At 64.7% G+C, this 23965-nt stretch carries 21 protein-coding genes; 9 read left to right on the top strand and 12 right to left on the bottom strand.

Annotated features, from left to right (window positions below; all coding sequences use genetic code 11):
- Positions 1-2: 2 nt before the first annotated feature.
- From C7449_RS10575 to C7449_RS10555, 5 genes are all read right to left on the bottom strand, one after another.
- Positions 3-701, bottom strand: coding sequence for a DUF502 domain-containing protein (locus C7449_RS10575; protein WP_108002785.1), 699 nt, complete (start codon positions 699-701; stop codon positions 3-5).
- A gap of 22 nt (positions 702-723) precedes the next feature.
- On the bottom strand, positions 724-1218 hold the full coding sequence (locus C7449_RS10570; RefSeq protein WP_108002784.1) for a GNAT family N-acetyltransferase: 495 nt from the start codon (positions 1216-1218) through the stop codon (positions 724-726).
- Entirely contained in the window at positions 1215-3041 is a 1827-nt protein-coding gene (gene glmS, locus C7449_RS10565) for a glutamine--fructose-6-phosphate transaminase (isomerizing) (protein WP_108002783.1), read from the bottom strand. Before glmS ends, C7449_RS10570 begins: the two co-directional genes overlap by 4 nt.
- Positions 3042-3235: 194 nt before the next feature.
- Entirely contained in the window at positions 3236-4615 is a 1380-nt protein-coding gene (gene glmU, locus C7449_RS10560) for a bifunctional UDP-N-acetylglucosamine diphosphorylase/glucosamine-1-phosphate N-acetyltransferase GlmU (protein ID WP_108002782.1), read from the bottom strand.
- 75 nt (positions 4616-4690) lie between these two features.
- A complete protein-coding gene (locus C7449_RS10555; RefSeq protein WP_108002781.1) occupies positions 4691-6334 on the bottom strand; it encodes a Na/Pi cotransporter family protein in 1644 nt (547 codons plus the stop codon).
- Positions 6335-6677: 343 nt separating this feature from the next.
- On the opposite strand from C7449_RS10555, the gene C7449_RS10550 reads away from it, so the two are divergent.
- The 5 genes from C7449_RS10550 to C7449_RS10530 are packed head-to-tail and all read left to right on the top strand — an operon-like array spanning position 6678 to position 12158.
- Positions 6678-8561 carry a peptidylprolyl isomerase gene (locus C7449_RS10550; RefSeq protein ID WP_108002780.1) on the top strand — a complete coding sequence of 628 codons (1884 nt, stop codon included), beginning with the start codon at positions 6678-6680 and terminating at the stop codon, positions 8559-8561.
- A 23-nt stretch (positions 8562-8584) separates the two neighbouring features.
- On the top strand, positions 8585-9607 hold the full coding sequence (trpD, locus tag C7449_RS10545) for an anthranilate phosphoribosyltransferase (protein WP_108002779.1): 1023 nt from the start codon (positions 8585-8587) through the stop codon (positions 9605-9607).
- A 9-nt stretch (positions 9608-9616) separates the two neighbouring features.
- Complete coding sequence (trpC, locus tag C7449_RS10540; RefSeq protein ID WP_108002778.1) at positions 9617-10432, top strand: indole-3-glycerol phosphate synthase TrpC; 816 nt, start codon at positions 9617-9619, stop codon at positions 10430-10432.
- A complete protein-coding gene (moaC, locus tag C7449_RS10535) occupies positions 10432-10926 on the top strand; it encodes a cyclic pyranopterin monophosphate synthase MoaC (protein ID WP_108003181.1) in 495 nt (164 codons plus the stop codon). Before trpC ends, moaC begins: the two co-directional genes overlap by 1 nt.
- 2 nt (positions 10927-10928) lie before the next feature.
- Positions 10929-12158 carry a molybdopterin molybdotransferase MoeA gene (locus C7449_RS10530; protein ID WP_108002777.1) on the top strand — a complete coding sequence of 410 codons (1230 nt, stop codon included), beginning with the start codon at positions 10929-10931 and terminating at the stop codon, positions 12156-12158.
- A gap of 49 nt (positions 12159-12207) precedes the next feature.
- Here C7449_RS10530 and C7449_RS21560 read toward each other — a convergent pair whose 3' ends face one another.
- Entirely contained in the window at positions 12208-12438 is a 231-nt protein-coding gene (locus C7449_RS21560; protein ID WP_146165066.1) for a hypothetical protein, read from the bottom strand.
- A gap of 72 nt (positions 12439-12510) precedes the next feature.
- Between C7449_RS21560 and C7449_RS10525 the strand changes: the two genes are divergently transcribed.
- Complete coding sequence (locus C7449_RS10525) at positions 12511-14187, top strand: M10 family metallopeptidase (RefSeq protein ID WP_108002776.1); 1677 nt, start codon at positions 12511-12513, stop codon at positions 14185-14187.
- 170 nt (positions 14188-14357) lie between these two features.
- Here the strand turns inward: C7449_RS10525 and C7449_RS10520 are convergent, their stop codons facing one another.
- The 5 genes from C7449_RS10520 to cysG all read right to left on the bottom strand — a co-directional run bounded on the left by C7449_RS10520 (position 14358) and on the right by cysG (position 19335).
- Positions 14358-15170, bottom strand: coding sequence for a ferredoxin--NADP reductase (locus C7449_RS10520; protein WP_108002775.1), 813 nt, complete (start codon positions 15168-15170; stop codon positions 14358-14360).
- A 214-nt stretch (positions 15171-15384) separates the two neighbouring features.
- Positions 15385-15885, bottom strand: coding sequence for a DUF934 domain-containing protein (locus C7449_RS10515; protein WP_108002774.1), 501 nt, complete (start codon positions 15883-15885; stop codon positions 15385-15387).
- 14 nt (positions 15886-15899) lie between these two features.
- Positions 15900-17570: a nitrite/sulfite reductase gene (locus tag C7449_RS10510; protein WP_108002773.1), complete on the bottom strand. Its 1671-nt coding sequence runs from the start codon at positions 17568-17570 to the stop codon at positions 15900-15902.
- 9 nt (positions 17571-17579) lie between these two features.
- On the bottom strand, positions 17580-17897 hold the full coding sequence (locus C7449_RS10505; protein ID WP_108002772.1) for a DUF2849 domain-containing protein: 318 nt from the start codon (positions 17895-17897) through the stop codon (positions 17580-17582).
- A gap of 1 nt (position 17898) precedes the next feature.
- The gene (gene cysG / locus C7449_RS10500; protein ID WP_245414351.1) at positions 17899-19335 is read right to left on the bottom strand and encodes a siroheme synthase CysG; all 1437 of its coding nucleotides are present in this window, start codon (positions 19333-19335) and stop codon (positions 17899-17901) included.
- Positions 19336-19409: 74 nt separating this feature from the next.
- Here cysG and C7449_RS21555 point away from each other — a divergent pair, with 74 nt between their 5' ends.
- From C7449_RS21555 to mazG, 3 genes are all read left to right on the top strand, one after another.
- On the top strand, positions 19410-20948 hold the full coding sequence (locus C7449_RS21555; RefSeq protein ID WP_170115857.1) for a GGDEF domain-containing protein: 1539 nt from the start codon (positions 19410-19412) through the stop codon (positions 20946-20948).
- 94 nt (positions 20949-21042) lie between these two features.
- Positions 21043-21630, top strand: a complete 588-nt coding sequence (locus C7449_RS10490; protein ID WP_108002770.1) for a nucleoside deaminase — start codon at positions 21043-21045, stop codon at positions 21628-21630.
- A 20-nt stretch (positions 21631-21650) separates the two neighbouring features.
- Complete coding sequence (mazG, locus tag C7449_RS10485) at positions 21651-22484, top strand: nucleoside triphosphate pyrophosphohydrolase (RefSeq protein ID WP_108002769.1); 834 nt, start codon at positions 21651-21653, stop codon at positions 22482-22484.
- 116 nt (positions 22485-22600) lie between these two features.
- Here mazG and hflX read toward each other — a convergent pair whose 3' ends face one another.
- On the bottom strand, positions 22601-23941 hold the full coding sequence (gene hflX, locus C7449_RS10480; protein ID WP_455363810.1) for a GTPase HflX: 1341 nt from the start codon (positions 23939-23941) through the stop codon (positions 22601-22603).
- Between the last annotated feature and the right edge of the window lie 24 nt (positions 23942-23965).

Below are 23965 nucleotides of genomic sequence, written 5' to 3'. Positions count from 1 at the left end.
GACTACTTCGTAAGCTTCTGCTTCAGCCGGGCGGACAACGGCGTCGGTGGACTGAGCAGTTCGTCCGTCGGCGTGACCAGCCCGACCGAGATGATCAGCTTCGCCGCATCCTCGGCGCTCATGTCGAGGAGCACGATCTTTTCGCGCGGCACGAAGACCAGATAACCGGCGGTCGGAAACGGCGTCGGCGGCAGGAAGCAGGCGACCATGTCGCGCCCCATCGCATCGAACTTCGACTTCATCTCGCCCTTGGCATCCGTGGCGATGAAGACGATCGACCAGAGGCCGGCGCTCGGATATTCGATCAGCCCCGCCTTGTTGAACGAGGTGCCCTTCTCCTTCAGCACCGTTTCGAAAATCTGCTTCAGGCTCTTGTAGATCGTGCGCACCAGCGGCGTGCGGTTGAGGATCGTCTCGCCGAAGTTGACGATCGAGCGGCCGATGAGGTTCTTGCCGAGAAAACCGACGAGCGTGATGACGACGAGCGCAATCAGCAGGCCGAAGCCGGGGATGGCGAACTGGAGATAGCTTTCCGGATTGTAGCGGTTCGGGATGTAGGGCTTCACCCAGCTATCGGCCCAATGGATGAAGGTCCATGTGAGCCAGATAGTGATCGCGACCGGCGCGCAGATCACCAGCCCGGTGAGGAAGTTGTTGCGCAGCCGCGTGGCGAAGGAAAGTCGAGGGACGATATCGTTCATCGCGAAACAGCCGCTGCCAACCTCAACTGAAGAAAGCCGGATGATAGGTAACCGCCCCGCCCCCGTAAACGGGTGAAAACGCAAGGCGCATGAAATACTCCTGCGGGATTGCTGTCGACGTGAAGGCCGGATCGACGCCAAAGCCGAAGCGCCCGTAATAGGCGGGGTCGCCAGCGAGCACGCAGCCTCGCGCATCGAGCGCTTGCAGACGCGCCAGTCCCTCCCGCACAAGCGCGCTGCCGATGCCAAGGCCCTGCCGGGCCGGAAGGACCGAGAGCGGGCCGAGCCCGTACCAGCCGTTCCCCTGCCCGGCCACGGTCACCGGCGAGAACGCCACGTGTCCGACGACCTCGTTCTGTTCCTCGACCACCAGCGAAAGCGTCAGCGCGCCCGCGGCCCGCAGGCGCTCGATGATCGCCGGTTCGGAACCGTCGCTGTAGGGCATGTCGGCGAAGGCCGCAGCCGTGACCGACCTGATGGCGTCGACGTCGGCTGCGGTCTCGTCGCGGATGATCATTCCACCGTCACCGACTTGGCGAGATTGCGCGGCTGGTCGACGTCGGTGCCCATGAAGACGGCGGTGTGGTAGGCGATCAGCTGGATCGGCAGAGCGAAGAGCAGCGGCGCGATGATCTCGTCGACGCAGGGCAGCACGATCGTCGCCATCGTCTCGAGCCTTGTCGCGGCGGCGCCGCGCTCGTCGGTAATGAAGATGATGCGCCCACCGCGCGCCGCCACCTCCTGCATGTTCGACACGGTCTTCTCGAAGAAGCGATCGAACGGCGCGATGACGATGACCGGCAGGTTCTCGTCGATCAGCGCGATCGGGCCGTGCTTCAACTCACCGGCGGCATAGCCTTCCGCGTGGATGTAGGAGATTTCCTTTAGTTTCAAAGCTCCCTCGAGCGCCAGCGGATAGCTGGTGCCACGCCCGAGATAGAGCACGTCCCGGCACTTCGACAGTTCGCGTGCCAGATGCTCGATCGAGGGCTGGATGGTGTTGAGCACGTTCGCCATCAGCCGCGGCGTCTCGGCGAGGCTGCGCACCAGCGCGGTCTCCTGCGCTTCGTCGATCATGCCGCGCGCACGGCCGGCCTGGATCGCCAGCGAGGCGAGCACGGCGAGTTGGCAGGTGAACGCCTTGGTCGAGGCGACGCCGATCTCCGGTCCGGCAAGCGTCGGGAACACGACGTCCGCCTCGCGGGCGATCGTCGATTCCGGCGCGTTGACGATCGCGCCGATCTGCAGCCCGGCATCCCGGCAGTAGCGCAGCGACGCCAGGGTGTCGGCCGTCTCGCCTGACTGCGAGATGAACAGCGCCGCCGACTTCGGGTTGAGCGGCAGTTCGCGGTAGCGGAATTCCGATGCGACATCGATCTCAACCGGAAGCCGCGCCAGCCGCTCGAACCAGTACTTGCCGACCAGGCCGGCAAGGTAGGCGGTGCCGCAGGCCGAAACGGCAAGACTTGGAACGGAAGCGAAGTCAATTCCTTCCGCCGGCTCCTTCACTTTGTTTGCAATAAAATCGATATAGTGGCTCAGCGTGTGCGACACCACCTCGGACTGCTCATGGATCTCCTTCTCCATGAAATGGCGGTGGTTGCCCTTGTCGACCATATAGGCGGCGGCATTGGAGACCTGACGCGGACGGTCGACCGGATTGCCGTCGAGATCGAAGATGTGCACGCCGTTCTTGCCGACCACGGCCCAGTCGCCGTCGACCAGATAGGTTATCTCGGAGGTGAAAGGGGCAAGTGCGATCGCATCCGAACCGAGGAACATCTCGCCCTTGCCGTGGCCGATGGCGAGCGGCGGACCGTTGCGCGCAACCATGATGGTCGACGGGTCGTCTTCGAACATCACTGCCAGCGCATAGGCGCCGGCGACCCGCTGCAGCATCGAAAGCATCGCTTCACGACGTCCGTGCCCCTGCCTCCGCAACCGCGCCAGCAGTTGCGCGACTACCTCGGTATCGGTCTGTGTCACGAACTCGGCGCCACCGCCGATAAGCTCATCCTTGATCTCGGAGAAGTTCTCGATGATGCCGTTGTGGACGACCGCGACGCCATCGGTGAAATGCGGATGGGCATTGCCTTCGGTGGGGGCGCCGTGCGTCGCCCAGCGGGTGTGGGCAATGCCGATCGTCCCCGCCAGCGGCTCTTCCGCCAACCGGGTCTCGAGATTGACGAGCTTGCCCTCTGCCCTGCGACGATCGAGACGGCCGTCGCGAATCGTTGCAACACCGGCCGAATCGTAGCCGCGATACTCCAGCCGCTTGAGCGCCTCGACGAGACGCCCGGCCACAGGCTCGCTACCGACGATGCCGACTATTCCGCACATGATCACTCCGTCCCAGGATTTTCGCACGTCCGCATTCGATGGCGGCGCGTCTCGACATGAATGGCGCATATCCCGGGCCGAAAAGCCATTCAGGCTTTTGGGGGTATGCGGGTTAAGTGCCGCATTCTGGTAGTGATTTTTGCAAGGTAAGCAATCGCCGCGCGCTCACTTTCGGTTTCAATCGTTAACGGCGGTCACTCCGCGGCCTTCTTCCGCGCCGCCTTGAGCGCGGCGTTGCGCTCGCGCACCAGCTGGGCGCGCCCCGGCTTGTTCTCCTGACGGGCGCGGCCGAAGGCAACGGCATCGTCGGGAACGTCCTGGGTGATGACGCTGCCGGAGGCGACATAGGCGCCCTCACCGATGGTGACCGGCGCGACCAGTGCCGAATTCGAGCCGATGAAGGCGTTCGCGCCGATCCTGGTCTCGTGCTTGTTGATGCCGTCATAGTTGCAGGTGATCGTGCCGGCGCCGATATTGCTGCCGGCGCCAATGAAGGCGTCGCCGATATAGGTCAGGTGGTTGACCTTCGCCCCATCGCCGATCTCCGCCTTCTTCACCTCGCAGAAATTCCCCACCTTGGCCTCGGCCCCGAGATTGGCGCCGGGGCGCAGCCGGGCGAACGGGCCGACCGAGGCACCGGGGCCGACATGGGCGCCCTCCAGATGCGAGAAGGCGTGGATGACGGCGCCGCTCTCGACCACGACTCCGGGTCCGAAGACGACGTTCGGCTCGATCGTCACGTCGGGTTCGATGCGTGTGTCGTAGGACAGGAACACGGTTTCCGGCGCGATCATCGAGACGCCGGACAGCATGAGTTCCGCACGCCGACGCTGCTGCCAGAGCCGCTCGATGAAGGCGAGCTCGGCGCGGGTGTTGCAGCCGGTCAGTTCCTCCTCCGGCGCCTCCACCGCCGTGGCGCGGCCGCCGGCGGCGCGGACGACCTCGACGATGTCGGTGAGGTAGTATTCGCCCTTTGCATTCGCATTGCCGATCCGCTCGATAAGCGCGAGCGCCTTGCGACCGTCGATCGCCATCAGTCCGCCGTTGCAGTAGGTAATCGCCCGTTCGGCATCGGTGGCATCCTTCTCCTCGCGAATCGCAACCAGCTCGCCGTTCTCGACGATCAGGCGGCCGTAGCCGAAGGGGTCGGCGGCCATGAATCCGACGACCACGACGTCGCTGCCCTGCGCCAGCCCGGCGCGGGCGGCCTGCAAGGGGGCGGCGGTCAGAAGCGGCGTGTCGCCGAAGACGACCAGAACATCGTCATAACCCGCTCCGATCGCCTCGCGGGCCGCCAGCACCGCATGCGCGGTGCCGAGCCGCTCCGTCTGGATATAGGTCGTGGAACGGACGGCCGGATTGCGCGCCGCCGCCTCGACCTTGTCGGCGTCGCGGCCGAGCACGAGCGCGATGTCGGTGATGCCTGCGCTAGCCAAAGCATCGACCACGTGGGCGATCATTGGCCGGTTGCCGATCGGATGCAGGACTTTCGAACGGGACGATTTCATGCGGGTGCTTTCACCGGCCGCCAGAATGACGGCCAGGCAGCTGCGTTTCGTCTCGTCCTTGTTCATAGCTATCCTCGTTTCGTGCGCATCGCGAGCCGTTCCTTAGCAAAGGCGAGCGAGCATAGACAAAGGGAATCAAACCTACTCGGCGCCGCGCAAGCGGCTTTCGACCAGCAACCCGCTCTCGTCCAGGATGGGATAGGCGACCGAGACCAGGTGGGCGTTGACGCGTTTCAGGTCGCGCAGCATGTCGAGGTGCAGCGAACTCGTCTGCAAGCTCTCGAGCCGGCCGTCACGCAGGCGGGCCAGGTGACGTTCGGACGATTCCTTTTCCATCCGGCGAACCGCCACCTTCACCTCGACAAGCTGCCGCGCCAGCGAAAAATCACGGCTGACGAGGATGGTCTGGGCGATTCGCAGGTTCTCGATTGTCAGATTGAACAGGCCGGTCAGCTCGGCATAACCATCGGCCGAGAACCGCAGCCCATTGACGATCTTCTTGCGCACCTGCTCCTGCAAGCCCTTCTCGATGATGTCGCCGATGTGTTCCAGGTTGATCGCATAATCGATAATGACGATCGACCGGGCTGAATTTTCCGGGGTGAGGCTCTCGTATCCCAGACGCGACAGGTACAGCTTGATCGCCTGCTGCAGTTCGTCCACCTGTTTTTCGAGAGCGCCGATCCTGCTCAGTTCCGCAAGGTCGTTCTCTTCGAACGCCTTCATCGTGTGGATCAGCATCGTCTCGATCAGATCGCCGACCCGCAGGACTTCCCGGGTGGCGCCCGACAGCGCGACGACAGGCGTAGCCAGCGCCCCCTCGTCGAGATGCTGCGGCCCCGTCTCGCCGGGCGGTTCGTCTGGGACGAGACGCTCCATCACCCGCGCCAAGACCGGCGAAAGCGGCCAGAAAACCAGGGCGACGGCGAGGTTGAAGGCGAGATGGGCGTCGACCGGCAGTTTCGTCGCGGGCAGCGGCAATTGTGAAAGCGCCTCCGCCGCCACTCCCGCGAACGGCAGGGCGATCAGGCAGCCGACCGCACGCACCAGCAGGTTCCCGATTGTCACCCGGCGCACCGAGGCCCGCGATCGCAGCGTTGCGATGACCGGCGGGATCGCGCCGCCGAGATTGGCGCCGAGCACCAGCACGATCGTCAATGGTGGCGACAGAATGCCCATCGTGGTCAGCGACAGGATCAGGACGACGATTGCCAGGCTCGAGGAGGAGACGAAGGCGAGCGCCGTGGAAAAGGCGAGCGCCACCGGCCAGGCGCCATCCAGCAGGCTCAGGAAAGCCGCCAGCGCCGGCGACTGGCGCATGGGCTCGGTCGCAAGGCTCAAAAGATGCAGCGACAGCAGCATCAGGCCCACGCCGACCAGTGCCGCTCCGGCGCCCTGCCGCACCGTCGAGGCAGCGCGGTAGAAGACGACGCCCACCAGAATCAGGAGAGGTGCAACCCAGGCGATCCCGGTGGCGACGATCCACGCGGTCACAGCCGTACCGACATTCGCCCCGAGCAGCACCACCTGCGCCATGCGGGAGCGGATCAGGTTCTTCTCGACAAAGGATGCGGTCATCAGCGCCGTCGCAGTCGAACTCTGCAGCGCGATGGTTGACACGAAACCGGCGATGAAGGCCCGGAACGGGCCGCCGGTGCCGCGCGCCAGCCCGCTGCGCAGGCGCCCGCCGAACGCGCGGGTCACGCCGTCCTTCACCTGTGCCAGGCCGAACAGGAGCAAAGCCACCGCACCGAACAGATTGATCATGACGATGGTCGATTCCATGCACGTGCCCTTCCCGATCCGCCCCGCCGGCCCTCCTGCCGCTATCGAGGCTGAATCGCTGCGTCGTCGCCGCCACGAACTTCGCAGAATGCGCCTATTCTGCAATTCATCAATTGTTTCGGCCAAAAATCTTTTGCCGGCAAATTAAAATCAAGCGGGCCGGCCCAGTTTCGACGTCAACGGACCGGATCGTCGCCGGGCGCCGCTTGCTTCAGAATTCTCCTGTCAGCCCTGCCCCGACCGAAGCGCCTCCACTCGTTTCATCCTGCTTCAATTCCGCAAAACTTTCCGTTAAGAGACGAGTTCCGTCCGGCCGACGCCGTACCAGCAAGGAAACGCGAAAATGCTCGAATCACTGAGAAAAGGTGCCCAAACCTGGGTCGCCAAGGCCCTCATGCTTATTCTCGTCGTCTCTTTCGGCGTTTGGGGCATTTCGAGCTCGCTGGCGACCGGCACCTCCAACGCGGTGGTCACCGTCGGTGACGTCAAGGTCTCCCCGACTGACTTCCGGTTGACCTACGAACGGCAGCTTTCCGCCCTGTCGCAGCGCTTTGGCACGCGCCTGACCAGCGAACAGGCACGGGCGCTCGGGGTCGAGAACCAGGTCTTTGCCGAACTGGTGGCCGGCGCTGCGCTGGACCAGCTGTCGCGCGACATGAACCTCGGCTTGAGCAAGGACCGCCTGGCACAACTGATCGCCGACGATCCGGCGTTCCGAGGCCCGAACGGCCGGTTCGACCGCGTCGCGTTCTCCTCGATCCTGCGAAATGCCGGTCTGCGCGAGGACGACTATATCCGCAACCGCAGCCAGGTCGCCGTGCGCAGCCAGGTAGTCGAAGCCGTGACCGACGGCTACAAGGCCCCGGCAGCGTTGACCGACGCAGTCAAGCAGTACCGAAACGAGACTCGCGTAGTGGACTACCTGCTGCTTTCGAACGCCAACATCGACCCGGTCAAGGCGCCCGCGCATGACGTGCTGTCGCGCTGGTTCGAGGAAAACAAGGCCAAGTACCGGGCACCGGAATACCGGAAGTTCACCTATGTCGCGCTGGCGCCGGAGGACATTGCCGATCCGACGACCATCGACGATGCCGTGGTGCGCGAAGAGTACGACAAGAACAAGGACAGGTACCGCACGCCGGAGACCCGCACCGTCGAACAACTGACGTTCCCGGACCGCAAGGCCGCTGACGACGCCGCCGCCAAGCTGGCCGCCGGCACGACCTTCGACGCGCTCGTCGCCGAACAGGGCAAGTCCGCGGTCGATGTGAGACTCGGCGATTTCACCAAGGCCGGCATGCCGGACCAAGCGCTCGCCGAGGCGGCATTCGCGATCCCGCAAGAGGGCGGCACCTCCGCCGTCACCGAAGGCATGTTCGGCCCGGTCATCCTGCGCGCGACGAACATCCGCCCCGAAACCACCAAGTCTTTCGACGAGGTGAAGGAGGAGCTGCGCAAGGAACTCGCAATCGCGCAGGCGAGCCAGGACCTCATGACGGTGCACGACCGATTCGAGGATGCGCGGGCAAACGGCGCCGGCATAGAGGAAGCGGCAACTGAGGCGCGGCTGAAGCCGGTCACGATCGAAGCGATTGATAGCGCCGGCAAGGGCAAGACCGGCGAGGAAGTCGCCCTGCCGGAGAAGGCCGCACTGCTCGCCGAGGTGTTCAAGACCGACATCGGGCTCGAAACCCCGCCGGTCAACTACGGCCGCGACGGCTACATCTGGTACGAGGTGCGCGACATCGTTCCCGAACGGGATCGCACGCTGGAAGAAGCAGAGGACATGGCTGTCGCCGACTGGACGGCCGAGCAGCAGCGCTCGGCGCTCGCCAGCAAGGCAACGGAGACTGCGGAACGTGTCAGGAAAGGCGAAAAGCTCGCCGACATCGCCGCCGAGATGGGCATTGCCGTCGAGACCAAGGCTGGCCTGACACGTGGCGCAGAAGACGTGGCGCTCAGCCCGGCTGCCGTATCGGCTGCCTTTGGAGGATCGGTCGGCCACGTCGCCAACGCGCCGGGCGTCGGCGGAGAGGGCCAGATCGTGCTCCAGGCCACCGAGGTCAACAGCGATGCCGCAACAGACCCTCTCTCCAATGCGGAACAGCAAATCGAGGCGATCGCCCGGGCAAGCGGTGACGATATCCTCGATCAGATGGTCAGCAGCCTGCAGACGAACTACGGTGCGACGATCAACCGGCCGCTCGCCGAACGCAGCATGCAGTAACGATCCTCACACACGGAGCGGACATGTCAGACCTCAAGCCTTTCATCGCCAAGGTTGCCACCGGCCAGCCGCTCGATCGGGAAGAGGCGCGCGCCGCCTTCGAGATCATCATGTCGGGTTCGGCCACGCCGTCGCAGATCGGTGGCTTCCTGATGGCACTGCGGGTCCGCGGCGAGACGGTGGACGAGATCTACGGCGCCGTCGGCTCGATGCGGGCGCGCATGCTGCCGGTGACCGTACCGGCCGACGCGGTCGACATCGTGGGCACCGGCGGTGACGGCGCCGGCACCTACAACATCTCGACCCTCGCATCGATCATCGTCGCCGGCGCCGGCGTACCCGTCGCCAAGCACGGCAACCGCGCGCTCAGCTCGAAATCCGGAACCGCCGACGCCCTCTCCTGCCTCGGCGTCAAACTCGACATCGACCCGGAGGCGATCGCCCGCTGCATTTCGGAGGCTGGTCTCGGATTCATGTTCGCGAACCTGCACCATCCGGCGATGAAACATGTCGGTCCGTCGCGCGTCGAACTCGGCACCCGCACCATCTTCAACCTGCTTGGTCCGCTGTCCAATCCGGGCGGCGTAAAGCGTCAGCTGCTCGGCGTATACGCGGAGCAGTGGCTGGTGCCGGTGGCCGAGGTGCTGCGCGACCTCGGTTCCGAGCGCGTATGGGTCGTCTATGGCTCGGGTCTCGACGAGATCACCACCACCGGGACCACGCAGGTCGCGGCACTCGAGAACGGCAAGATCAGCACATTCGAGCTGTCACCTGCAGACTTCGGTCTGCCGCAGGTGACGCTGGACGAACTCCGCGGCGGCGACGGTGCTCACAACGCCGAAGCGCTGCTGGCGGTTCTGGACGGGGCGCAGACGCCCTACCGCGACATCTCGCTTGCCAACGCAGCCGCCGCACTGGTCGTAGCGGGCCAGGCCGGCTCGCTCGGACAGGGCATGGAGATCGCCCGGCAATCGCTCGAAACCGGCAGCGCCCGATCGGCGCTGGCGAAGCTGATCGCGGTTTCCAATGCCGACGATAAAGGATAGGCTTTCCGCATGACCGACATTCTGAAGAAGATCGAGGCTTACAAGCGCGAGGAAATCGAAGCGGCCAAGGCGCGCGTGCCGGTGACCGAACTGCGCGCCATCGCCCGCGACCTCGAGCCGCCGCGCGGCTTCTTCGCCAGCCTGCTGGGCAAGAAGGCCAACGGCACATTCGGCCTGATTGCCGAGATCAAGAAGGCTAGTCCCTCCAAGGGGTTGATCCGGCCCGACTTCGATCCCCCGGCGCTGGCAAGGGCCTACGAGGCCGGCGGCGCGGCCTGCCTATCGGTCCTGACCGACGCTCCGAGCTTCCAGGGCGCGCCGGCATTCCTGACCGAGGCGCGTGCCGCCTGCAGCCTGCCGGCGCTGCGCAAGGACTTCATGTTCGATACCTATCAGGTCCAGGAAGCGCGCGCCTGGGGTGCCGACTGCATCCTCCTCATCATGGCGTCGCTGTCCGACGCCGAAGCCGAGCGGCTGCAGGATTATGCGTTCTCGCTCGGCATGGACGTGCTCGTCGAGGTGCATGACGAAGCCGAAATGGAACGGGCGCTCAAGCTGAAGTCCAAACTCCTCGGCATCAACAACCGCAATCTGAGGACATTCGAGGTCGATCTCGCCGTGTCCGAGCGGCTGGCGCGCATGGTGCCGGACGACCGCCTGCTCGTCGGCGAGAGCGGCATTTTCACCCATGCCGACTGCAAGCGCCTGAAGACGAGCGGCATTACGACCTTCCTGGTCGGCGAGAGCCTGATGCGGCAGGACGACGTAACGTCCGCAACGCGTGCGCTGCTCACCGGTTCCTCCGATATAATGGCGGCCGAATGATGCAGGCGGCCGGCGCACTAACCCACATCGACGCCTCCGGCGAGGCCAACATGGTCGACGTCGGCGACAAGGCCGAAACCGTTCGCGTGGCAACCGCCGAGGGATCCGTGCGGATGCGCCCCGAGACGCTGGCGCTGATCCTTGAAGGCAATGCCAAGAAGGGCGACGTGATCGGCACGGCCAGGCTTGCCGGCATCATGGCCGCCAAGCAGACCGCAAGCCTCATTCCCCTCTGCCACCCGCTGGCGCTGACGAAGGTCACCGTCGAGATCACCGAGGACCATGCCCTGCCCGGCCTTCGCGTCGCCGCGACAGCAAAACTGACCGGGCGCACCGGCGTCGAGATGGAGGCGCTGACGGCCGTCAGTGTCGCCTGCCTGACGATCTACGACATGGCCAAGGCCGCGGATCGGGAGATGGAGATCGGCGGCATCCGCCTGGTCGCCAAATCAGGCGGCCGGTCAGGCGACTACCGGCGCGAGGAGAACGGCTGACGATGTCGCTCCTGCCGGTCGAAGATGCGCTTCAACGTTTGCTGACCGCATCGCGGCCGCCGACCCGCACGGAGAGCGTCCCGCTGCATGAGGCGTGCGATCGGGTGCTTGCGAGCGACGTCGTTGCCCGGCTGACGCAGCCGCCGTTCGACAATTCGGCAATGGACGGCTACGCGCTGCGTCACGGCGATATCGTCGAGACAGGAGCGATCGTGAAGGTCGTCGGCCGCTCCGCCGCTGGGCATCCCTTCAACGGCTCGGTGGGTCCCGGCGAAGCCGTGCGGATCTTTACCGGCGCGCCGCTTCCGCCTGGGGCCGATACGGTTCTCCTGCAGGAGGATGCGGAGAAACTCGACGACAACCGCCTGCGTGCCACGGAGGTGCCCGCTTTCGGTCGGCACATCCGCCGGCGCGGCCAGGATTTCGCAGAAGGCGAGACCGTGCTGAAGCGCGGCGATCTTCTCGATGCCGGGCGACTGACGGTTGCAGCGGCGATGAACTATCCGGTTCTGGAGGTTTATGCCCGGCCCAAGGTCGCGCTGCTTGCCACCGGCGATGAACTCGTGCCGCCGGGGTCGGCGCTCGGGCCGGGCCAGATCGTCGGTTCGAACAGCTATGGTGTCGCCGCCCTGGCGCGCGAGGCCGGCGCCGAAGTGATCGACCTTGGAATTGCCGCCGACGATCCGAACGCCATCCTCGATGCGGTCGACTGGGCGAAGGCCTGCGGCGCCGATGTCCTGGTAACGCTCGGCGGAGCATCGGTGGGCGACCACGATCTCGTTCAGCCGGCGCTGCTTTCCGCCGGCATGGAACTCGACTTCTGGCGGATCGCGATGCGCCCCGGCAAGCCGTTGATGGTCGGCAGGCTGGGCGGCATGCAGATCCTCGGGTTGCCCGGCAATCCAGTCTCCAGCCTGGTCTGCGCCCTTCTCTTCCTGGAGCCGCTGGTTCGCCGGCTCGCCCGCCTGCCGCAGCATGAGCGCCGCACCTCTGCCGTCGCCGGCACGCCGCTTGCGGCCAACGACAAGCGCCAGGACTACATGCGGGCGAAGCTGGACGTGCGCGGCGACGGGCAGCTCGTGGCGACGCCGTTCGAAAAGCAGGATTCGTCGATGATGAAACTGTTTGCCGCGGCCGACTGCCTGATTGTCCGCCCGCCCCTGGCAGAACGGACGGAAGCCGGCGAGGCTTGCGAAGTCCTTCTTCTACGGCCGCTGCATAGCACGCCGTAAGGACGGCTTGAATCATGGCCGGGCGGTCTGTCGGCCAACCCTCCCCGCCTCATTTCCTGCCGTAGCACTGCTCGATCTCGTTCCTGGCTTCCCTGGCCAACGGATGGTGCGGATGACGTTCGATGAACAGCTCGAGCGCCTCACGGGTGCCGCGTGCCTTGAGACGGGCATATTCTCCCGCTATCGCCTGATCGGAATACGGACCTTCTTGCATGTTTTCCTCAGCTGAAGATGTGTGAACCGACAGAGCCGGCGCCGCAGATGCGACGGTGAGTATCAAGCTCCATCCAGGGCTCGAATCGCAAGTCCCGGCCGATCGTCGCGGCCGCAGCCTTCGAACAGGAACACGTGAATGACCGGAATTGGAAAAACCACCAAGACGATCACCGCGAGCGGGTCGGACCTCGTCGATTCCGTCCTCGGCGAGGAGGCCTGGAGCGGCAGCGTCACCTACGCCTTCCCCACGTCGAGCAGCCAGTACGACTATCCGCAACATTCCGAACCGGACGAAGGCTTCCGGACGGTCTCCGACAAGGTGAAGCAGGCGGCTCTGTTTGCAATGGAGCAGTCGTACGGCTCCTCGGCCAATGACGGGTTTTCCGTGGAGGGCTTCACCAACATCGCCCTGTCGCAGGCGAGCAGCCCCGCAACGGCCAACATTCGCCTCGCCGAGTCCACCTACCAGAACCCCACGGCCAAGACGTTCTTCCCGGGGCAATACGCCGAGGCCGGAGATCTCTGGCTCGGATCGGACCTTGCCGGGACCGCCAACGACTTGCGCAATCCGGTTGCGGGCAATTATGCATGGCACACGGTGATCCACGAACTCGGCCACGCGTTCGGATTGAATCACGCCCACGACGGCGAAGGTCTCGCCACGATGCCGTCGCAGTACGACTCGCTCGAATATACCGTAATGACCTATCACACCTTCGTCGGCGACACCGGCGGGCGCTACACCTATGGACCGAACGATGCGCCGCAGACCTTCATGATGGCCGATATCGCTGCCTTGCAGCGCATGTACGGGGCCGACTATACGACCAATGCGGGCGACACCACCTACAAGTGGACTCCCGACAGCGGCACGACTTATGTCAACGGCGTAGCCGCAATAGCCCCTGGCGCCAATCGCATCTTCGCCACCATCTGGGACGGCGGCGGCACCGATACCTACGATCTGTCGGCATACAAAAAGAGTGTGTCGATCGATCTTGCGCCGGGCAAGCACTCGGCCTTCAGCGACGTCCAGCTGGCCTACCTGGGCGGCGGCGACAACGACGGCTTTGCCCGCGGCAACATCTTCAACGCGCTCCTGCACGACGGCGACACGCGTTCCCTGATCGAGAATGCGAAGGGCGGCTCCGGGTCGGATACGATTTACGGAAATGAGGCCGGCAACAAGCTCTTCGGCAATGCCGGCAATGACAAGCTTTACGGGCTGAGCGGCAACGACAGCCTCTTTGGGGGTGCCGGTAACGATTCACTTTACGGCGGCAGCGGCAACGACATACTGCACGGTGGTCCTGGCGGCGACAGGTTCGACGGCGGCACGGGTGCGGACACCGTTTCCTACGCGTCGGCCGCCAAAGGGGTGACCGCCAGCCTCGCGGCACCGTCGATCAACACGAACGACGCCGCCGGCGACGCCTATTCGTCCGTTGAGAACCTGGCTGGCACGAGCTATTCCGACAGGCTCACCGGCAACAGCGGCGCCAACCGGTTGTCAGGCGGCGCCGGGAACGATGTCCTCGACGGCGGCAAGGGCAACGACACGCTTGGCGGTGGATCCGGTGCCGACCACTTCGTCTTCGGCCCGGGCTATGGCAAGGACGTCATCACCGATTTTACCGACGGCAGCGACCGGGTCGACCTGCGCAGCTATCACTTCACCAGCGTCGCGTCGGTCCTGAACAAGGCGGATCAGGTCGGCGACGACGTGCAGTTCAAGTTCGCTGCGACGGACATGCTGGTCCTGAAGGAATTCGACATCGCAAACCTCGACAGGGGCGACTTCCTACTGGCCTGATGGCCGTACGATCGGCACATGCCGACCGGGACGATGTTCCGGCCTTTTTCAGCTTTGCCTGGAACACATGCCGGGTTCATCCTGCCGCGGCCTGTCACCCCGCCGTGCGCTCGAACAAAAAAGGGGCGACACCATGCGGCGTCGCCCCACGAATGACAGCGGCCGACATCTCAGTCGACGAAGGCGCGCTCGATCACGAATTCACCCGGCTTGCTGTTGGCGCCTTCGGTGAGGCCTGCTTTCTCCAGCAGCTCCTTGGTCTCCTTCAGCATCGCCGACGAGCCGCAGATCATCGCGCGGTCGGTCGCCGGATTGAAAGGCTCAAGACCAAGATCGGCAAACATCTTGCCGTTGCTGATGAGATCGGTGATGCGGCCCTGATAGGGGAAAGGCTCGCGGGTGACGGTCGCATAGTGGCGCAGCTTGCCGCCAACGACCTCAGAAAGAAGCTCGTCCTTGGCAATTTCCTCCACCAGGTCGAAACCGTATTTCAGCTCGGAAACCTCCCGGCAGGTATGGGTGAGGATCACCTCGTCGAACTTTGCGTAGGTCTCAGGATCACGGATCAGGCTGGCGAATGGCGCGATTCCGGTTCCGGTCGAGAACATATAGAGGCGCTTGCCGGGCGTCAGCGCGTCCAGCACCAGCGTGCCCGTCGGCTTCTTGCGCATCAGCACCTTGTCGCCCTGACGGATCTGCTGCAGGTGCGAGGTGAGCGGACCGTCCGGCACCTTGATCGAGAAGAATTCCAGTTCGTCGTCCCAGGCGGGGCTCGCGATCGAATACGCCCGGTAGACGGGCTTGCCGTCGACCACGAGGCCGATCATCGCGAACTCGCCGGACCGGAAGCGGAATCCGTCCGGCCGGGTCATCCGGAAGCGGAACAGCCGGTCTGTATAGTGCTGCACATTCGTCACCGTCTCGGCGTAGACGCCGGCGGGCACGTTGGCTGCGAGATCTTCGGTCCTGGCTGGCGCGTTCATGCGTGGTCGCTTCCTGCTTTCTGCTCGTACAGTCGAATATTATATCGCAGCTGGCCAAGGAAGGCATTGCATTCCAAAGGAACCCAGCCATGCGCAAATCGCATTCGTTCGCTGCAACATATCTGCTTGAAAAGATATAGTTGCCTTGCCTGGAACAGAAAAGGCCCGCCGCCGGCTGCAGCCGGGAACGGGCCCGATTTGCGACGATATGTCGTCAGCTGACGCGGCGCCAGCTGTAGGACTTCGGGTCGGCGGCGGGCTTCGCCGCCGGCTGGTAGTGGTTGGCGATGCCAGGCAGGCGGTTCTCGGCCAGTCGCTTCAGCGCGGTTGCGTTCGTCACCGCGAAGCTGTCGATGCCACAGCGCAGCATCAGCGGGATCTGGTCGAGCAGCACGTCGCCGACCGCCCTCACCTCGCCCTTGAAGCCGAGCCGGCTGCGAAGGAGCGATGCATGGCTGAAGGCGCGGCCGTCGTTGAACGCCGGAAACGCCACCGCCACCAGGGCGATCCGGTCCAGGTGGTCGGCCAGCCGCCGCACGTCGTCGGCGGGCCGGATCAGTACCCCCAGCCCTGTTTCATCCCCTTCGGCGACCCGCGCCAGGAAATCCTCGATCCCGAGGATTGCGCGCTCGTTCGAGCCTGCCTTGGCCTCCTCGGTCTCGACGATCCAGGGATCGTCGTTCACGAAACCGGTTTCCTTCCAGATCTTCGTCATCTCTTCCGCCCCCTTCACGCCGCTTCCGCCGCGCCGCCGTAGAGCGCTTCCTTGAACGGCTGCGGTCCGACGCGCCGATAGGCGGCAAGGAACGTCTCGGACGGATCGGTGCGCAAACCGAGATAGGTGTCGACGATGACCTCGATGGCGTCGGTCACCTTCGAAGGTTCGAAGCCGCGGCCGATGATCTCGCCAATGGAGGTGTTCTCATCACCGGAGCCACCGAGCGTGATCTGGTAGAGCTCCTCGCCCTTCTTCTCGACCCCGAGCAGGCCGATGTGGCCGACGTGGTGGTGTCCGCAAGCGTTGATGCAGCCGGAGATCTTGATCTTCAGCTCGCCGATCTCCGCCTGCCGCTCCGGAGAACCAAAGCGGTTGGAGATCTCCTGGGCGACGGGGATCGAGCGGGCGTTCGCCAGCGCGCAGTAGTCGAGCCCCGGGCAGGCGATGATGTCGGTGATCAGGCCGGCATTGGCCGTCGCAAGGCCGGCCGCGACAAGGGCGCGATAGACCGGCTCAAGGTCGGCGAGCGCCACATGCGGCAGGATCAGGTTCTGCTCGTGGCTGACGCGGATCTCGTCGAAGGCATACTCCTCGGCGATGTCGGCGACCGCCTCCATCTGCGCATCCGTTGCATCGCCCGGAATGCCGCCGATGGGCTTGAGCGAGATCGTCACCATGCCGTAGTCGGGATGCCTGTGCGGCTGGACATTCTGCCGGACCCAGCGGGCGAACTCCGGATCGGCCTTCTTCCAGCCGGCAAGGCTGGCCCAGCCTTCCGCGCGCGGTGCGAGTGCCGGCGGGGCGAAATAGGCTGCTATGGCCTGAATGTCGGCATCCGGGAGCTTCAGCTCCGTGTTCTTAAGCTCGGCGAACTCGGCCTCGACCTGCCGCGTCAGTTCCTCGGTGCCAGTCTCGTGCACGAGGATCTTGATGCGGGCCTTGTACTTGTTGTCGCGACGGCCATGCAGGTTGTACACGCGGATGATCGCGGTGACATAGGAGAGCAGGTCCGCTTCCGGCAGGAAGTCACAGATCTTCTTGGCGACCATCGGCGTGCGGCCCTGTCCGCCGCCGACATAGACGGCAAAGCCGATCGCGCCCTGCTCGTTCTTCTTCAGGTGCAGGCCGATGTCGTGCACCTGGATCGCGGCGCGGTCGCGCTCGGCGCCCGTGACGGCAATCTTGAACTTGCGCGGCAGAAAGGAGAACTCCGGGTGGACGGAGGACCACTGCCGCAGGATTTCCGCATAAGGCCGCGGATCCGCCGCCTCGTCCGCAGCCGCACCAGCGAAATGGTCGGCGGTGACGTTGCGGATGCAGTTGCCCGATGTCTGGATCGCATGCATTTCGACGGAAGCGAGTTCGGCAAGCGCGTCGGGTATTTCGGACAGCTTCGGCCAGTTGAACTGGATGTTCTGGCGCGTGGTGAAATGGCCGTAGCCGCGGTCGTACTTGCGGGCCACATGGGCAAGCATGCGCATCTGCCGGCTGCTCAACGTGCCGTATGGAATGGCGACGCGCAGCATGTAGGCATGGAGCTGCAGGTAGACGCCGTTCATCAGCCGCAGGGGCTTGAAGGCGTCCTCGGCGAGTTCGCCGGACAGGCGTCGGGCCACCTGATCCCGGAACTGGGCGACGCGGTCCGTGACAAAGGCGTGGTCGAATTCGTCGTAGCGATACATGTCTGGTCCTCAGGCCGCGGCCGAGCGGATTACGGTCAGGCCGGCATAACCGGCGGCATAAGGAATGCTCGGCCCCTCGGCCCGGATACGTTCGCGCATGCGAAGCGGCCGCAGCACGCCGTCGACCTCTTCGACGTCGACAACATTGACGTCAACCACCTTGTTGTCGGCAAAGGCCTGCTTGCCTGTCGCTTCCAGCGCTTCGACGGCCTCCTTGTGGCGCGCCACGAAGGCGGCCTGCAGCGACTCGTTCCAGTTGCCGGCGGCGTCGAGCCAGACGGATATGCCATCCGTCAGGCGATTTGCGGTCAGAACCTTTTCAGCCATGTCATGCTCCCAAAAATGCGGCGTCCGCCGTGTCGCATGCACGGACGAGCGGAACGGAATGTTCGAAATTGGCGCCGGCGACCGCGTCGCCGATGATCACCATGACCGGCCCCGTCAGTTCGTCCCGATATTGCAGGTCCGGAAGGTCGTTGAGGGTGCCGTGCAGGAGCCGCTTGTCGGCGCGGCTGGCGTTCTCGACCACGGCGACCGTGGTTTCGGCCGGCAGGCCCGCCTGCATCAGCCGCGTTGCAACCGAGGCCGCCACCGTGCGGCCCATGTAGACGGCGATCGTCGCGCCGGAGACGGCGAGCCTCGCCCAGTCCGGAAGGACGGCCCCGGTCAAGTCGTGGCCGGTGGTGAACACCAGCGACGAGGCGACGCCGCGCAGCGTCAGCGGCAGCTCGAAATCGGCGGCGGCGGCGAAGGCCGAGGTGATGCCGGGGACGATCTCATAGGTGATGCCGGCCTCCCGCAGCGCCGCCATCTCCTCTGCAGCGCGGCCATAGACGAGCGGATCGCCGGACTTCAGCCGCACAACGCGCTTGCCGGCCTGGGCGAGTTCCACCAGCAGATCGTTGATCTCATCCTGCGACTTCGAATGGCAGCCCTTGCGCTTGCCGACGGAAATCCGCTCGGCATCGCGGCGCCCCATGTCGACGACCGCCTGCGGCACCAGCGCATCGAAAACGATCGCGTCCGCCTCCATCATCACGCGCTGGGCGCGCAGCGTCAGCAGGTCCTCGGCCCCGGGACCGGCGCCGACGAGCCAGACGTGCCCTTCGACCCTGCCGGGCTCGACGAGCAGCTGGGCGGCCTTTTGGCGCGCCAGATCGGCATCGCCGGCATTGAGCGCGTCCGCAACATCTCCTTGGAAGAAGCGGCGCCAGAACAGGCGGCGGGTCGCCCCGCGCGGCACCAGCGCGTCCACCCTGTCGCGATATGAAGCCGCAAGCGAGGCAAGCCGGCCAAGCGACGGCGAAAGCAACTGGTCGATCTGGCTTCGGATCATCTGGGCGAGAACCGGCCCTGCTCCTTCGGTGCCGATTGCGACGGCAACCGGCGCACGGTTCACCAGCGCCGGGGTGAAGAAATCGCAGTGTTCCGGCTGGTCGACGGCATTGACGGGAATTCCGAGTGCACGGGCCGCTTCGGCGACCGCCCGGTCGGCGGCGGCGTCACCGGTCGCAGCGAAGACGAGCGTCGCACCGGCCAGTATCGGCTCCGGAACGTCGGTCCGGATCACTTCGATCGGCTCTTTCGCCAGGTAGGCGGCAAAATCAGGATCAAGGTTTGCCGCGGCGACGGTGACGGCCGCCTCGGTATTGCGCAGCAGCCGCACCTTGGCAAAGGCTTCATCGCCGCCGCCGGCGACGACGACCCGCTTACCCGCGACGCGGAAAAATGCGGGAAAGACAGCAAGGCGGGATTGGCTGCTCACGACCGGATCCTTGTTCAACAGGCTGCCGTTATCGCAAGTCACACCCGGAAATTGAAGGAACGGTATGCCGAGACTTGGCGGGCGCGTGCATTTCTGTTCCATCGAACCGCACGGCAACGGAAAAGCCCCCCCAAAGAGCTCTCCGACCGGGACGGCCGATCACTGCGCGCCATTCCGCAGCTCGATCTTTAATCAAATTGAAATACCCGCTTCCTAGAGAGGGCAAACGCCTCGGAAGGTCCGCCATGAATGCTTCTCCGCAATGCCTGAATCTCTGGCACGTCTGTGAAACAACGCGTCTGGACAAGGCGCGGGAAACCCTCGCCGCCGTGCTGGCGGAACACGCCGACCGGCTCGTGGGACGATTCTACGAAGTTTTCCTGAAGCACGACGAGGCTTCGCACTTCCTCAGCCACTCGGTCGTGGTCGACCGGCTGAGCCCGTCCCTGCAGCGCTGGCTGCAGTCGCTCGCGACCTTTGATCCTAACCAGGGCATCGAGGAATTTGCCGAGCGCCAGCGGAAGATGGGTGAGGTCCATTCGCGCATCAAGATTCCGGTGCACATCGTCCTCGAAGGCGCCAGCCTCATCAAGAGCGACGTCGGCGAGATCCTGTTGAGCAATCACGGCAACCGCGAGGGCGCGACCGCAATCGTCCTGCTGAACGAGGTGATCGACTTTGCCATGCTCTTGATGAGCCAGGCATACGTCACCGGGGTAGCGCAGCGTGCCAAGATCGAGGAGGCGTACCGGCTCTTCACGCTCGGGCAGGACGTCAGCGTCGAGCGGGAGAGCCAGAGAGCCGCGCTCCTGGAATGGAGCCAAGCCGCGATCTTCAGCCTGTTCGGCGGCGCTGGCGGCGCACGTCTCAAGCCGATCTCGCAGTCCGAATTCGGTCTCTGGTTCCGGCACCGGGCCAGCGTGATGTTTCAGGGGTCGATCATGCTCAACAGCATCGATGCGGCCATGAAAGAGATCGACGAACAACTGCTTCCGTCGATCGACAGCCTTCCATCGCTTCATGGACCGGACGGGGCGGCTCCGCTCGTCGCGAACCTGCAAGCCCGCGTGGAAGAAATCAAATTCCTGCTGGCGGACCTCTTTCAGAGCCTGTCGGCCTCCGCCGGCGGCCGAGATCCGCTCACGAGCACGCTCAGCCGGAAGTTCCTTCCTTCGATTCTCGGCCGCGAAGTGGCGCTGTCGCAGCAACACGGAACGCCTCTCGCCGTGATGATGATCGACGCCGATCATTTCAAGCAGATCAACGACACCCGGGGCCATGCCGCCGGCGACGCCGTGCTGCGCCAGATTGCCGAAATCATCGCCGACAATACCCGCTCCGCCGATATCGTCTTCCGGTATGGCGGGGAGGAGTTTCTGGTCGCACTCGTCGAGACCAATCTGGAAGCCGCTCTTGAGGTTGCCAACAGGGTGCGCGCCGCCGTGATGGCCGCCGAGATTACGGTCGGCGACGGTTCGAAAGTCCATGCCACGGTATCGATCGGCGTAGCTACCCATACGGGGCACCCCGACTACCAGCATCTGATCAACGCGGCGGACCAGGCGCTTTATCGCGCCAAGAACGAGGGCCGCAATCGGGTCATAGCCGCATAGCGTCCGCCGAAAGCCGTCGCGTTGGTGGCGTTTGCCGCTTTCGCTTCTCGGCGGGCGGGCTTACATTCCTGGCGCTTCATAGAGGATTACGATCTTGTCAGCGACCTTGCTTCCACAACGCCTTCTCGACGTCATCGAATACGACATCCTGCCCCTGACCGAGCGTGGCGTCGCCGAGGGCAACAAGGTTTTCGGCGCTGCGATCCTGAAGAAATCCGATCTGTCCGTCGTCATCGCCGAGACCAACAACGAGCTGGAAAACCCTCTCTGGCATGGCGAGGTTCACGCCCTGAAGCGCTTCTACGAGATCGCTCGAGAAATCTCCACCAAGGATTTGATTTTCCTGTCGACGCACGAACCCTGCACCATGTGCATGTCCGCCATCACCTGGGCGGGTTTCGACAACTTCTATTCGTTCTTCAGCCACCAGGATTCGCGCGACGCATTTGCCATCCCGCATGATCTCAAGATCATGAAGGAGGTGTTCGGGCTGGAGCCGGGCGGCTACCGCCGCAACAATGCCTTCTGGCACTCCTATTTCATCGCCGACCTCATCGCTGAGCAAGACGAGCCCCTGAGAAGCGCTCTGGCCGCTCAGGCCGACCGGATCAGGGCGGCCTATGACCGACTCTCGGGCATCTACCAGTCCGGCAAGGACGCCAACAGCATACCGCTGAACTGACCGACGCAAGGGTGGAGAGCATGCAGCCGTCCCGCGACATCCAGGGCCTTCTCGACATCATGGCCGCCCTGCGCCAGCCGGAAACCGGCTGCCCATGGGACGTCGTGCAGACCTTCGAGACGATCAAGCCCTACACGATCGAGGAGGCTTACGAGGTCGCCGATGCCATCGAGCGCGGCGACATGCATGACCTCTGCGACGAACTCGGCGATCTGCTGCTGCAGGTGGTGTTCCATGCGCGCATCGCCGAGGAGACCGGCCAGTTCGCGTTCGGCGATGTCGTGGAGGCTGTCACCCGCAAGATGATCCGTCGTCATCCACACGTGTTCGCCCGTTCGGACGCCGACACCCCCGAGGCGGTGAAGCTGCAATGGGACGCGATCAAGCAGGCGGAAAAACGCGAACGGAACGAACGGCGCGCCCGGCATGGCCTCCCCCCGGAGACCGACAAGGGGCATCTCGGCACAGTGCAACGCTCGTTCCCGGCTCTGGTCGAGGCGCTCAAGCTGCAGGAGCGCGCGGCCAAGGTGGGTTTCGACTGGTCCGAACCGGAACCGATCCTGGACAAGATCGTAGAAGAGGTGGAGGAGCTTCGCGAGGCGCTACGCGACGGCGACCGCAAGAAAGTGGCGGACGAACTGGGCGACCTGCTCTTCGCCGTCGTCAACATCGGCCGCCATACGGACACAGACGCGGAAATGGCCTTGCGCGGGACGAACTCGAAATTCCGCCGACGCTTCGCCCACATCCAGACGGAACTTGAAGCTTCGGGCGAAACGCTGGAGAAAGCGACGCTGGAGCGCATGGAAGAACTCTGGCAGGCGGCGAAGGCGATCGAACGGGATCTCGGCTGACCGATGCCTCGCTGAAGGGGCGCCGCTTCGAGCCGAGACATGCCAGCGAACAGACGCAGCTTGAGCTGGCGTCTCTGGCGCCCAACCTCAACGACGTTCCGTAGTCGTCCGCACCGTCACTCCCAGTCTTCGAGCGGGCGCCTTGCCCCCTGCCCGAGCCGGCGATCCAGTTCGGCGGCCTCGGTCTCCGTCAGCCGGACCGAAACGCGCACGCTGCCGTCTTCCTGATCTTCGCGCTCGTCCACGATCGAATGATCGTAGAGCCAGGGCAGCAGTTGCAGCTTGTCCACCGGCAGGACGACGTCACGATCGACGAGGACGCCGGACAGCCGGCGGTTGACCTCGTCCAGCAGCCGACCGACCCCCTCGCCGGTCAGCGCCGACACGGCGATGGTGTTCGGCGTCGCCGCCGATTTTTGCACCAGTGCGTCGCGCGCCTCCGCCGGCAGGTCGTCGATCTTGTTCCAGACCTCGAGGATGCGCTCGGCACCGTCCTTCTCGTCGATGCCGAGGTCGGCGAGAATGCGCAGCACGTCGGCAGCCTGGGCACCGTTGTCGGGGTCGGACATGTCGCGGACATGCAGGATCAGATCCGCCTCGAGCACCTCCTCCAGCGTCGCGCGGAAGGCGGCGACGAGGTGGGTGGGAAGATCGGAGATGAAGCCGACGGTGTCCGACAGGATGACGGTGCGCCCCTGCGGCAACTTCATGCGCCTGAGCGTCGGATCGAGCGTGGCAAACAGCATGTCCTCGGCAAGCACGCCCGCACCGGTGATCCGGTTGAAGAGCGTGGATTTACCGGCGTTGGTGTAGCCCACCAAGGCGACGATCGGATGCGGCACCTTCTTGCGCTTGGCGCGGTGGAGCTGGCGCGTGCGGCGCACCTGCTCCAGTTCCCGCTCCAGGCGGACGATGCGCTCCTGCAGCAACCGACGGTCCGCCTCGATCTGGGTTTCGCCCGGACCGCCCATGAAACCAGCGCCGCCGCGCTGGCGCTCCAGGTGGGTCCAGCTGCGGACCAGCCGGCCCTTCTGGTAGTTCAGGTGCGCCAGCTCGACCTGCAGCGTGCCTTCCTTGGTGGACGCCCGCCGGCCGAAGATTTCGAGGATAAGGCCCGTCCGGTCGATGACCTTGGCGTTCCATTCCTTCTCGAGGTTGCGCTGCTGCACCGGCGTCAGGGGGTGATCGACGATCACCAGACCCGCCTCGCCCTCATCGAGCGCCGCCTTGATCTCAGCGATCTTGCCGGCGCCGAGCAGCGTGCCGGGTTTCGGCTGCGTCACCGGAACGATCGCCGAATGGACGACATCGAGATCGATCGCGCGGGCCAGACCGATGGCTTCGGCAAGGCGCGCACCGTCGGAGCGACCGTTCGGGTCTGCCTTGTGCTTCCTCACCACCGGCGCGACGACGACCGCGCGTGAATCGTCGCGGCGTCTCTCCGGCTCCGGCACGATGGAATCGTGGCTAGTATCGCGCTT

The organism is Mycoplana dimorpha, from assembly GCF_003046475.1.
GTDB lineage: Bacteria > Pseudomonadota > Alphaproteobacteria > Rhizobiales > Rhizobiaceae > Mycoplana > Mycoplana dimorpha.
The sequence above is the reverse complement of the archived record's forward strand: the minus strand, read 5'-3'. Positions and strand labels throughout refer to the sequence as shown.

Bases quoted from the DNA above. Each gene is read 5' to 3' on its own strand.
- C7449_RS10575 (WP_108002785.1), bottom strand. From the start codon at position 701: ATGAACGATATCGTCCCTCGACTTTCCTTCGCCACGCGGCTGCGCAAC.
- C7449_RS10570 (WP_108002784.1), bottom strand. From the start codon at position 1,218: ATGATCATCCGCGACGAGACCGCAGCCGACGTCGACGCCATCAGGTCG.
- glmS (WP_108002783.1), bottom strand. From the start codon at position 3,041: ATGTGCGGAATAGTCGGCATCGTCGGTAGCGAGCCTGTGGCCGGGCGT.
- glmU (WP_108002782.1), bottom strand. From the start codon at position 4,615: ATGAACAAGGACGAGACGAAACGCAGCTGCCTGGCCGTCATTCTGGCG.
- C7449_RS10555 (WP_108002781.1), bottom strand. From the start codon at position 6,334: ATGGAATCGACCATCGTCATGATCAATCTGTTCGGTGCGGTGGCTTTG.
- C7449_RS10550 (WP_108002780.1), top strand. From the start codon at position 6,678: ATGCTCGAATCACTGAGAAAAGGTGCCCAAACCTGGGTCGCCAAGGCC.
- trpD (WP_108002779.1), top strand. From the start codon at position 8,585: ATGTCAGACCTCAAGCCTTTCATCGCCAAGGTTGCCACCGGCCAGCCG.
- trpC (WP_108002778.1), top strand. From the start codon at position 9,617: ATGACCGACATTCTGAAGAAGATCGAGGCTTACAAGCGCGAGGAAATC.
- moaC (WP_108003181.1), top strand. From the start codon at position 10,432: ATGCAGGCGGCCGGCGCACTAACCCACATCGACGCCTCCGGCGAGGCC.
- C7449_RS10530 (WP_108002777.1), top strand. From the start codon at position 10,929: ATGTCGCTCCTGCCGGTCGAAGATGCGCTTCAACGTTTGCTGACCGCA.
- C7449_RS10525 (WP_108002776.1), top strand. From the start codon at position 12,511: ATGACCGGAATTGGAAAAACCACCAAGACGATCACCGCGAGCGGGTCG.
- C7449_RS10520 (WP_108002775.1), bottom strand. From the start codon at position 15,170: ATGAACGCGCCAGCCAGGACCGAAGATCTCGCAGCCAACGTGCCCGCC.
- C7449_RS10515 (WP_108002774.1), bottom strand. From the start codon at position 15,885: ATGACGAAGATCTGGAAGGAAACCGGTTTCGTGAACGACGATCCCTGG.
- C7449_RS10510 (WP_108002773.1), bottom strand. From the start codon at position 17,570: ATGTATCGCTACGACGAATTCGACCACGCCTTTGTCACGGACCGCGTC.
- C7449_RS10505 (WP_108002772.1), bottom strand. From the start codon at position 17,897: ATGGCTGAAAAGGTTCTGACCGCAAATCGCCTGACGGATGGCATATCC.
- mazG (WP_108002769.1), top strand. From the start codon at position 21,651: ATGCAGCCGTCCCGCGACATCCAGGGCCTTCTCGACATCATGGCCGCC.